The sequence below is a fragment of the Sphingosinicellaceae bacterium genome (assembly GCA_019285715.1).
Taxonomy (GTDB): Bacteria; Pseudomonadota; Alphaproteobacteria; order Sphingomonadales; family Sphingomonadaceae; genus Glacieibacterium.
In genome coordinates this window covers 1,734,470-1,745,796 of record CP079108.1, presented here as the reverse complement: position 1 = coordinate 1,745,796, position 11,327 = coordinate 1,734,470, and the positions used below count along the sequence as shown (strand labels likewise).

Annotated in this window: 6 protein-coding genes; all 6 read left to right on the top strand. The window is 68.4% G+C overall.

What is annotated here, in order from left to right; genetic code table 11:
* The first annotated feature begins 91 nt into the window (after positions 1-91).
* The 6 genes from KX816_08105 to KX816_08080 all read left to right on the top strand — a co-directional run bounded on the left by KX816_08105 (position 92) and on the right by KX816_08080 (position 11,294).
* Positions 92-2,872 carry a TonB-dependent receptor gene (locus KX816_08105; protein ID QXQ07941.1) on the top strand — a complete coding sequence of 927 codons (2,781 nt, stop codon included), beginning with the start codon at positions 92-94 and terminating at the stop codon, positions 2,870-2,872.
* 70 nt (positions 2,873-2,942) lie between these two features.
* Positions 2,943-4,925, top strand: coding sequence for a beta-N-acetylhexosaminidase (locus tag KX816_08100; GenBank protein ID QXQ07940.1), 1,983 nt, complete (start codon positions 2,943-2,945; stop codon positions 4,923-4,925).
* Positions 4,922-7,396, top strand: coding sequence for a phosphoenolpyruvate--protein phosphotransferase (ptsP, locus tag KX816_08095; GenBank protein ID QXQ07939.1), 2,475 nt, complete (start codon positions 4,922-4,924; stop codon positions 7,394-7,396). The genes KX816_08100 and ptsP overlap by 4 nt, the downstream gene beginning before the upstream one ends.
* Positions 7,396-9,036, top strand: coding sequence for an N-acetylglucosamine-specific PTS transporter subunit IIBC (nagE, locus tag KX816_08090; GenBank protein ID QXQ07938.1), 1,641 nt, complete (start codon positions 7,396-7,398; stop codon positions 9,034-9,036). Before ptsP ends, nagE begins: the two co-directional genes overlap by 1 nt.
* Before the next feature lie 81 nt (positions 9,037-9,117).
* Complete coding sequence (locus KX816_08085) at positions 9,118-9,708, top strand: VOC family protein (GenBank protein QXQ07937.1); 591 nt, start codon at positions 9,118-9,120, stop codon at positions 9,706-9,708.
* 173 nt (positions 9,709-9,881) lie between these two features.
* Complete coding sequence (locus KX816_08080) at positions 9,882-11,294, top strand: glycosyltransferase (GenBank protein ID QXQ07936.1); 1,413 nt, start codon at positions 9,882-9,884, stop codon at positions 11,292-11,294.
* The last annotated feature ends 33 nt before the right edge of the window (positions 11,295-11,327 follow it).

Below are 11,327 nucleotides of genomic sequence, written 5' to 3'. Positions count from 1 at the left end.
TTGCTTACATAATGGTCATGACATTGGTATGTCATTGGTCCGGTATTGGCACTAGAGCCTCCCGGATTGATGACTAAGGGAGGGACCGGGGATGAACATCAAGCAGACTCTGATCGGGACGGCGAGCGCGCTCGCGATGCTGGGCTTCGGCACGATGGTGACAGCGCAGGAAACGCTGCCCAGTCCCGCAACGGCAGACAGTGCCAGGGCCACCGTCGACGACAAGCCGGACGATATCGTCGTCACCGGCATCCGCGCATCCCTCCGCAAGTCGCTCGAAGCCAAGCGCACTTCATCGGTCGTCGCCGACATCCTGTCCGCCGAGGACATCGGCAAGTTCCCCGACAAGAACGTCGCCGAAGCGCTGCAGCGCATCCCGGGCATCGTCATCAACCGCGAGTTCGGCGAGGGCGAGCGCGTCAGTCTACGCGGTACCGCGCCGAACCTGACCAAGACGCTGGTCAACGGCCACGCCATCGCCACCGCCGACTGGTTTATCCTGGAGCAGCTCGCCGCTACGCGCAGCTTCAACTACCTGACGCTGCCGTCGGAAATCGTCGGGCAACTCGACGTCTATAAAAGCCCGCAGGCGGACGTCGAGGAAGGCGGGATCGGCGGCACGATCAACGTCCACACCCGCAACCCGCTCGACCTCAAGGCCTTTACCGTCTCCGCTTCGGCCCAGGCCGCCTACTCGGACAGCCGCGGCAAGGTCGATCCACAGCTGTCGGGCATGGTCAGCTGGAAGAACGCTGACGAGACCTTCGGCATCCTGATCGGCGGCGTCTATCAGAAGCGCCGCATCCGCCGCGACGGCGTCGAGGTGCTCGGCTACCAGAAATACGACGTAGCGCCGACGCTCACGCTGCCGCCGCCGACCGGTTCGGCGCCGGGTACGGCGTCGACCATAGTCACCAACCCCGGCTATGATCCCGCACTCGTCGGCAACGTCTATCCGTCGCTGATCGGCTCGGCGTTGTTCAACCAGGAGCGTGAGCGCTACGGCGGCAACATCGCGCTGCAGTTCCGCCCGACCGACACGCTCGAGGTCAACGTCACCGGGCTGTACTCGCGGTTCAACGCCGACAACTTCAACCAGAACTACCTCGCCTGGGGCACCAACGCGATCGGCGGCGGCGGCGTGCTCAGCAACGGCGTCGTCAAGAACGGTACCATCGTCTCGGGCCGCATCGACTCGATCCCCGGTGGCCGCGCCGCGGTCTATGACGCGATCGACCGCAAGGCCTTCGCGCAGACCTTCTCCGGCGACTTCGACGCGATCTGGAAGCCGACCGACGCCGACACCCTCCACGTCAAGGTCGGCTACACCAAGGCCAATGGCGATACCGCGTCGCAGCCGTTCTACGAGGGCGGCGCGCCCGGTGGCTTCACCTACGACCTGACCGGCAAGACTCCGCAGGTCGCGTTCATCGGCATCGACCCGACCAAGCCGTCCGACCTCGCGTTCGACTTTGCCTCGCTCCACAAGATCACCAACGACGACAAGGAGAAGTACGCCTACGTCGACTATGAGCACGAATTCGACGCGGGCTTCCTGAAGTCGATCAAGGCGGGTGCCAAGTTCACTGACCACGACCGCGTCACGCGCTTCCTCGCGACCACCTACGGCGGCTTTTACCTGCCGCTGGCCGCGAACGGCTGCGGCGGTCCCTGTACGTCGACCAGCTTCGCCGGTGGCCTGACCCCGGGCGACTTCCTCGACAATATCGCGCTGCCGGGCACGCTGACCAGCTTCTTCCAGATCGACCGCAAGAAGCTCGAGGACATTATGAATTCGCAGCCGGCGAGCGTCCGGGCGCGTATCATCAATCCGCCCGAGAACTACGCGATCAACGAGAAGGCGTACGGCGGCTACGTCATGGCCAATCTCGGCGGCGAGCATTGGCGGGGCAACGTCGGCCTCCGCGTCGTGCGGACCGACCAGCACTCGACCGGCAATCTGATCGGCGTGCCCGCGGGACCGGACACCGTCGACGACAATGCCTTCGGCATCTATCAGCCGGTCGACGTCAAGCGCCACTATACCGACGTCCTGCCCAGCGCGAACGTCAGCTTCGACGTCCGCGATAACCTGATCCTGCGGCTCGCGGCTGGGCGCACCGTCGCCCGCCCGGACTACACCGACATCGTGCCGCGGATCACGCTCAACCCCGGCTCGCTGACCGCTGCCGGCGGCAACCCGCTGGTCAATCCGTACCGCGCCAACCAGGGTGACGTCAGCCTGGAATACTACCCCGACAAGGACACGATCTTCGCCGTCGCGTTCTATTACAAGGACATCAAGTCTTACATCATCGACGCGATCACGCAGGAGCGCTTCCCAGTCCAGACCTCGACGCCCAACGTCTCGCGCTGCACGCTGCTTGATGTCACCAACAACCTGTACGACTGCCTGTTCGACGTGAACCGGCGTGCAAACGGCCCGGGCGGCACCAACAAGGGTGTCGAAATCCAGGCTTCGCGACGCATCTGGGGCGGTTTCGGTGCCAACGTGAACTACACCTACTCGGACGCCAAGATCAAAGGCGGGCTGCCGGTGCAGGGCAACTCCAAGCACGCGGTCAACCTGACCGGCTATTACGAGGACGACCGTTTCTCGGCGCGGCTGAGCTACAACTACCGCACCAAGTTCTTCATCACCTACGACCGCGCCGCGCCGCTCAACCAGAAGGCGACCGCATCGCTCGACGGCTCGGCATCGGTCAACGTGACCTCGAACATTGCGGTTACTGCTGATGCGATCAACCTGACCAACGAGAAGATCGAGCAGTTCTCGAGCACCACCGATCGGCCCCGCGCGATCTACGACAACGGCCGGCAATTCTACCTCGGCGTCCGCCTGCGCTATTGATGGACAGCGCCGGTGCCGCGCTATTGAAGGGCGGCACCGGCGGCGCGCGTGGTTCGAGGGGACGATTGTGATGAGGTCTGTCGCGCTGGTGCTGGCGACGCTCGCGCCGATGGCGACAGCCGCGTCGCCGAGCCTGCTGCCGTTGCCCGCGTCGATTCAGATGGGGACAGGTTCGCTACGGATCAGTCACACCTCGACGGTCGCGGTAGCCGCCGATGCTCCCGGCGCGGCGCGGGCGGCGGCGCTGCTTGGCGATATGCTCAAGCGCAGCCGCGGCTTCGATCTCAAGCCGGCGAGCAACGCGACGATCCGCTTCGTCCGCACCGCCGGCGGCAAACCCGAGAGCTATCGCCTCACCGTGGACAGTGTACACGCGACCATCACCGCCCCCGACGATGCCGGGCTGTTCTACGGTGCCATTACCCTGTGGCAGCTGGTGTCTGCCGACGGCACGATCCCCGCGGTCACCATCGACGATGCGCCGCGCTTCGGCTGGCGGGGGCTAATGCTCGATTCCGCCCGCCACTACCAGTCGCCGGCGTTCATCAAGCGGCTGCTGGAGTGGATGGCGCTGGCCAAGCTCAACCGCTTCCACTGGCACCTCGTCGACGACCAGGGCTGGCGCATCCCGATCGACAAATACCCGCGCCTGACCGCGGTCGGCGGCTGGCGCGTCCCCGCGAGCGTGCCCCCGGCACCGGCGCTACCGCGCGAGGGCGGCGTCTACTCGAAGGCCGAGATCCGCGACATCGTCGCCTTTGCCGCCGCGCGGAACATCACCGTCATCCCCGAGATCGAGATGCCCGGCCACGCGCTCGCCGCGATCCGCGCCTACCCCAAGCTCGGCATGGGCGTCACGCCGCCACCTGGCATCGAATCCGATTGGGGCGTGTTTCCGTACCTCTACAACACCGACGACGCGACCTTCGCCTTCCTCGAGGACGTGCTGGCCGAGGTCATCGACCTGTTCCCGGGGCCCTACATCCACATCGGCGGCGACGAGGCGGTCAAAGACCAGTGGCACTCCGACCCGGCCACGCAAGCCCGCATCAAGGCGCTCGGCCTCAAGGACGAGGAGGCGCTGCAGGGCTGGTTCATCGCGCGAATCGGCAAATTCCTCACCGCCCACGGCCGGAAGCTGATCGGCTGGGACGAAATCCTTGCGGGCGGAGTCCCGGAGAGCGCGACGGTGATGTCGTGGCAAGGCGTCGATGGCGCGGCCAAAGCAGCCGCCGCTGGGCACGACGCGATCCTCGCCGCCGGTCCGACCCTGTATTTTGACAACATCGAGGGAGCGGCCGAGCCGATCGGGCGCGGGCATGTCGTCAGCCTCGCCGATGTCTACGGTTTCGACCCGCTGCCGGCGTCGATACCGACCGCGCGCGAGCAACACATCCTCGGCCTGCAAGGCACCCTGTGGACCGAGCACATGCGGAGCGAGGCACGCGTCGCGCACCAGGCATTCCCACGCGCGCTGGCGGTAGCGGAGCTGGGATGGTCGGCGGCGGGCTCCAAGGATTATCCCGGCTTCGAGCGCCGGGCGGCAGCGCAGGTCGAGCGGCTGCGCGCTTTCGAACTGACGCAGGCCTCGACCGCGTCATTCATGCCGACGCCGAAGTCGCCGCTGACCACGTGTGAGGACAAGCTCGTGCTCGGCCTCGAGGACGACTACCCCGCCGCAGGACCGCGCGCGACGTTCAAGGTCGACATCCTCGCGCCGTGCTGGAAGTGGGCGGGGGCGCCAGTCGCGGGCGCGAAAACCATCGAGGTCGACGTCGGGCAGCTGCCGTTCAACTACCAGATCGGCAATGACCGCGACGCGATCCGCTTCCGACCGCCCGCAACGCCCGACGGCGAGCTCGAAGTCCGCGACGGTTGCGACGGTGACCGGCTCGCGGTGCTGCCGCTCGCGCCGGCGGTCCGCAATCCGGGCGTGAGCACTCTGCGCGCCCCCCTGCCCCTCGGCGCCGGAGCCGCCGGCCTCTGCCTGACCTTCACCGCGCGTGGTTCCGATCCGATCTGGGCGGTGGCCGCCGTCCGGCTCGTGCCATGACCCGCATCGTCCTCAACACCCCGCTCGCCGGATGGGCCTGCCCGCTCGCGGAGGTCCCCGACCCGGTGTTCGCCGAGCGGATGATGGGTGACGGCCTTGCGATCGAGCCGACCGAGGGCGTCGTCCGCGCGCCGTGCGACGCGCTCGTCGTCGGCGTCGCGCCGACCAGCCATTCAGTGACATTGCGCATCGCCGACGCCGTCGAGGTGCTGATCCACGTCGGCATCGACACCGTCGCGCTCGCCGGGGCGGGCTTCACCGCGCATGTTGCTGTCGGTGACCGCGTGCGTGCCGACGCTGTACTGCTCGATTTCGACCTCGACATCGTCGCCGCGCGAGCCCCGTCGCTGATCACCCCGGTCATCGTCGTCAGCGAAGGCGCGACGGTCGAGGTCCTCGCCCGCGACCGACTGGTGGGCTGGGGCGATCCGCTGCTCGCGCTCACCGTCGCGGCGACGGTCGCGGTCGCGCCTCCGGCGGGGGACGAGGCGATCCATGTGCTGGTCATGCCGCTCCCGCACGGCCTGCACGCACGCCCGGCCGCGCGCATCGTGGCGTTGCTCAAAACCCATGCCGCCGCGGCGGTGTTCGAGGCGCACGGCCGCACCGCCGACGCATGCAGTATGGTCGCGGTGATGGCGCTCGGAGTTCGTCAAGGCGACGAACTCACGGTCCGCGCGACCGGAACCGATGCCGCAGCTGCGGTGGAGGCCCTCGTCGCGCTGATTGAGGGCGGAATGGGCGAGGCGCACACGGCTCCAGGACTAGCACCGGCACTGTCGCGGCCCGCCGGCACGTTGATCCCGGGCATCCGCGCCGCGCCCGGCTTCGCGGTCGGGACCGTCATGCACCTTACGCAATCGACGATCGCAGTGCCTGAAGCGGGCGCGGGGCCGGCGATCGAGCGCGCCGCCCTCGACGCGGCTTTGGCGACCCTTGGCGGGCGCCTCGCCGCCATGACCGGCCTCGGTTCGGAGATCGCTGCGGCACACGCGGCGCTGCTCGACGATCCCGGCCTCTCGGTCCCGGCAAGCAGGGCAATTGCGGCAGGCTCGTCCGCGGGCGCGGCATGGCGGTCGGCAACCCAGGCGGCGACGACGGCGCTGCAGGCGACAGGCGACCCGCACCTGGCCGAGCGTGTCGCCGACCTCGCCGATCTCGAGCACCAGCTGCTCGCCCTGCTCTACCCCGATGCCGCCGCTACCGCGCCGGCGGCCTTGCCCGACGACGCGGTCGTCATCGCTGCGGACGTACTGCCGTCGCAATTCATAGCCCTTGACCACCAGCGGCTTGCGGGGATCGCGACCGCAGGCGGCGGCCCGACTTCGCACGTGGCGATCCTCGCGGCCGCTGCAGGCCTGCCGATGCTGGTCGCGGGGGGCACAGCGCTGCTCGAGGTTGCGGAGGGGCAGGCGGTGATCCTCGATGCGGACGGCGGCTGGCTCGACCCCTCTCCCGATGCCGCGACGCTGGCCGCTGCGGGAGACCGCATCGCCAGCGACCGGCGGCGACGTCCAGCCGAGCTTGCCGCGGCACAAGCCGAATGCCGGATGGCCGATGGCACCCGCATCGAAGTCTTCGCCAACCTGTCGTCGATCGACGAGACCGCGCGCGCCGTCGAATTCGGCGCCGAGGGCTGTGGCCTGCTGCGCACCGAGTTCCTGTTCCTCGGTCGCGACGCCGCGCCCGACGAGGACGAGCAGGCCGCCGCCTATGCCGCGATTGCCACCACGCTCGGCGACCGCCCGCTGATCGTCCGCACCTTGGATATCGGCGGCGACAAGCCGGTCGCCTACCTGCCGTTCGTGCCCGAGGACAACCCCGCACTCGGCAACCGCGGCGTGCGCTTCAGCCTCGCACGGCCCGACCTGCTCGACATCCAGCTCCGCGCCATCCTGCGCGGCGTCCCGGGCGACCAGTGCCGGATCATGGTGCCGATGGTGGTCGCGCCCGCCGAGCTTGCCGCTGTCAGCGCGGCGCTCGACCGGGCGCTCGTCGCCGTCAGGCGTCGGCACCGGCCCCAGCTCGGCGTGATGGTCGAGACCCCTTCTGCCGCCGTACTCGCGGGAGCGCTGGCGCGGGACGCCGACTTCCTGTCGATCGGCAGCAACGACCTGACCCAATACGCACTCGCCGCCGATCGCGGGAATCCCGCAACCGCAGCGCTGATCGATGCCCTCAACCCGGCCGTGTTGCGTCTGATCGCGCTGGCGGCGGACGGCGCGGCGGCACACCGGCGCTGGCTCGGCGTTTGCGGCGGGATAGCGTCCGACCCTGCAGCCGCGGCGATCCTGATCGGGCTCGGCGTCACCGAGCTTTCGTGTGCGGCCGGCGCAATTCCCGCCGTCAAGGCCAGGGTAAGGACGCTGCGCCTCGCCGATTGCCGCGCGCTCGCTGTCCGGGCGCTCGCCTGCAGCACTGCCGCCGAGGTCCGGGCGCTGGCGCCGCCACTGGTCGAGGAGGCCGCCTGATGCTTTCGCGCCTGCAACCCCTCGGCCGCGCGCTGATGCTGCCGATCGCGGTGCTGCCGATCGCGGGCCTGCTGCTCCGTCTCGGCCAACCCGACCTGCTTGATGTCGCCTTCATCGCCGCTGCAGGCAACGCGATCTTCGCCAACCTCGGGCTGTTGTTCGCGGTCGGCGTCGCTGTCGGGCTGGCGCGCGAGAACCACGGCGCGGCGGGGCTAGCCGGGGTCGTCGCCTATCTCGTCACTGTCGAGGGTGCGAAGTCGCTGCTGCACGTGCCACCCGAGGTCACCGCCGGCTTCACGCAAGGCATCGCCGCCGATCTTGCCGCTGCGTGGCGCACCAAGGAACTCGCCAAGCTCGGCGTTCCCGCTGGCATCCTGTCAGGGTTGGCGGCGGGCGCGCTCTACAACCGGTTCTCGAACATCCGGCTGCCCGACTATCTGGCCTTTTTCGGCGGCCGCCGCTTCGTGCCGATCGCCGCCGGGTTTGCTGGCCTGGGCGGCGCATTGGTCTTCGGCCTCGGCTTCCCGTGGCTCGAGGCTGGCCTCGACAGCGTGTCCCGCGCCGTCGTCGCGGCCGGCCCGCTCGGGCTGTTCGTCTACGGCGCGCTCAACCGGCTGCTGATCGTCACCGGGCTGCACCACATCCTCAACAACGTCGCGTGGTTCATCCTCGGCAATTATGACGGCACCACTGGCGACCTGAACCGCTTCTTCGCCGGCGACCCGACCGCGGGTGGGTTCATGTCCGGATTCTTCCCGGTGATGATGTTCGGGCTGCCTGCCGCCTGCCTCGCGATGTACCGCTCGGCACGCCCCGAGCGCCGCAAGCCGGTCGGCGGCATGCTGCTCAGCCTGGCGCTGACCTCGGCGCTGACCGGGGTGACCGAGCCGATCGAGTTCACGTTCATGTTCCTGGCGCCGGCGTTGTTCGTCGTCCACGCCGTGCTGACCGGCATCTCGATGGCGCTGATGGACGCGCTCGGGGTCAAGCTCGGCTTCGGCTTTTCGGCGGGGCTGCTCGACTATTTGCTCAACTTCAAGCTTGCGACGCGGCCCCTGCTCCTGATCCCGGTGGGCGTCGCCTACTTCGGGATTTACTACGCAGCGTTCCGGTTCTGCATCGTGCGCTTCAATCTCAAGACGCCGGGCCGCGAGCCTGTCGAGGACACGGTTATCGAACCAGTAATGACCGTCGGTGGCCGTGCGGGAGCGCTCATCGCGGCGCTCGGCGGAGCTGGCAACATCGTCTCGGTCGACGCCTGCACGACACGCCTGCGCCTCAAGGTCGGCGGGGGGGTCGTCGATGAGCCACGCCTCAAGGCGCTCGGCGCGCGCGGCGTTCTCAAGCTGGCGAACGGCGGCTTGCAGGTCGTGCTTGGTCCTATCGCCGACAGTGTTGCGGGCGAGATCCGCACAGCCCTCAGCTCGCCCCGAGGGGCGACGCTGGACGTGGTACTGGCGCGGGCCGGAGCCCAGGTCGTCGGTCGCTGCGGGCATCGCCTGCTGATCGACGGTTTGCCGCCAGCCCTGGACAGCACTGCAGCGAGTTGCGTGGAGGTGCGGGCGCTGCTCCGGACGAAACGGGGTGTCCAGCTGATCCTCGACCCGGTCGCGACGGCGGCTTTCAGCGCAGCGGCCTAGACGAACGACGCCGGCCCAGCGCCTCTACAAGCCACCGCCTGACACATTCCACAGGTGCGAAGCCGAGCCGAACCGGAGTTTATGGTCATCAAGCCTTGGGAACGGACGGAGGATGTCGCCATGCTCAAAAGCTTCATGAAGCGGCCGATCTTCCAGTACGCCTGGGTCGTGAACGATCTCGACGCCGCGGCGCAACGCTGGGTCGACGCTTTCGGGGCGGGACCCTTCTTCACGGCGCGGCACCATAAGGCGGAGGGCTACTACCGCTACCGCGGGAGCAGCAAGGAGTGCGACCTGAGCTATGCGTTCGGCTACTGCGGCCCGGTGCAGATCCAGCTGATCCAGCTCCACGACGATACGCCCTCGATCTTCCACGACATGTTCAGGCGCGGCGAGGAGGGTTTCCACCACGTCGCCATCATCGGAAACGATTTCCTCGCCGACCGGCAGCACCTGCTCGATCAGGGCCTGGAACTCGCCAACGAGATGTGGTCGGGCGCGGACGTCTGCTACTTCGATGCCCGCCCGCAGTTCGGCATGTTCGTCGAGATCCACGGCTCGTCGCCCGAGGTCCGGGCAATGTTCGCGGCCTGGAAGGCAGCACACGACGACTGGGACGGCACGACCGACCCGGTCCGCGAAGCCCGCGCGCTACCCAAGCAAATTACCTGATCCGTCCGGACACCCAAATCACCTGACCCGTCGCCGCACGCTCGGGCGCGGGCGCGGCACTCGCCAACCTGCCTGTCCTCTGGCTCATCCGGCATGCCCTCGACGTCGCGATTCCGGCGCGCGACGTCCGCGCTATCTTCATCGCCGGCGGCGGCATCCTCGCCTGCCGTCTGGTGACATCGATCGGGACCTTCCAGCGGGCCTTCGAAGTCTTCCACCTCGCCACCCAGCGTGCCGTGCAGATGCTTCCGGTGGCGAGCATTCAGTCGAGCGAGCCGCTCGTTCTGGCACGCTATCGGCGCGACGCCGAAAATCGCGATCGGCAGCTCGTCCATGCGGCCGCCGTCGGTACGCCCGCCGGGGGTGTGTTGATTACGGGCAAGGGCGGGACCAGAAAATCGACGACCGCGCTCGCCTGTCTCGCCGCCGGCCTCGACTATGTCGGCGACGACTATGTGCTGTTGTCGGGGGGTGCCCGGCCGGCGGCACACAGCCTGTATCGCACCGCCAAGGTCGAGGTCGCCGACATGGCGCGGTTCGCACGCTTCTCGCCACGGATCCTCGGCGATGCGGCGAGCGCCGGTGAGGCCAAGGCGGTGATGTACCTCGACCATGTTTCCGACAGCCTGCCGCTCGTCGCTGCAGTGACCCCGCGCTTCGGCGACAGCGCCGAAACCGGCGTCGAGCCGGTCGAGCCGGCGCTGCTCGCGGGGGCAGCGACCTACACGACGCTCGCCCAACTGCCGCATGCCGGCCAGGCCACGGTGGACTTCATCGCGGGCGTGCTGGCACGTCTACCAAGGCACCGCCTGGTGCTCGGCCGCGACTTCGCGAGGGTACCCGAAGCGGTCGCCGCGCTCTCGGAGCAGCCGGTGACCGCGTCCTCGCCCCGTGTTGCCACCGCGCCGCTCGTCAGCGTCATCGTGCCGGTATTCAACGGCGCGCACTTCCTGCCCGAAGCGATCGCGAGCGTGCTGGCGCAGAACTACCCGGCGTTCGAGATCATTGTCGTCGACGACGGCTCGACCGACGACATCGCCGCTGCCGTCGCTGCCTTGCCGGCCGAGGTGCGGTTCCTGCGGCAGGCGAACGGTGGCCCGGCGGCGGCCCGTAACCACGGCATACGGGCGGCGTCGGCCGATCTTATCGCGTTCGTCGACGTCGACGACCTGTGGCCGGCGGGCAAGCTCGCAGCCGCGTTGGCCTGGCTTGCCGAACACCCGGAGACCGACGTCGTCATCGGCCGCGCCCAGCTGATCGAATACGGCAGCTTCGTCGGCAGCCCGGCCGACAGCTTCGCCTGCTATATCGGCGCGGGCCTGTTCAGACGGTCAGCCTTCGACCGCAATGGACTGTTCGACCCGTTGCTGCGCTTTGCCGAAGACGTCGACTGGTTCGCGTCCGCGGAGCGCAACGGCCTGGCCGTCGACCGCCTCGAGCAGATCATGCTCAATGTCCGCCGCCATCCCGGCAACTCGACACGTGGCAAGACGGGCATCGAGCTGCTGCCGCTCCACCTCGCCCGCAAGGCATTGCAGCGCAAGCGCGAGACCACCGGCGACGGTCAGACCCCCTTGAGCGCTTGATCTGCGGTCGCGCCGAAACCTGTCAGGCCAGCG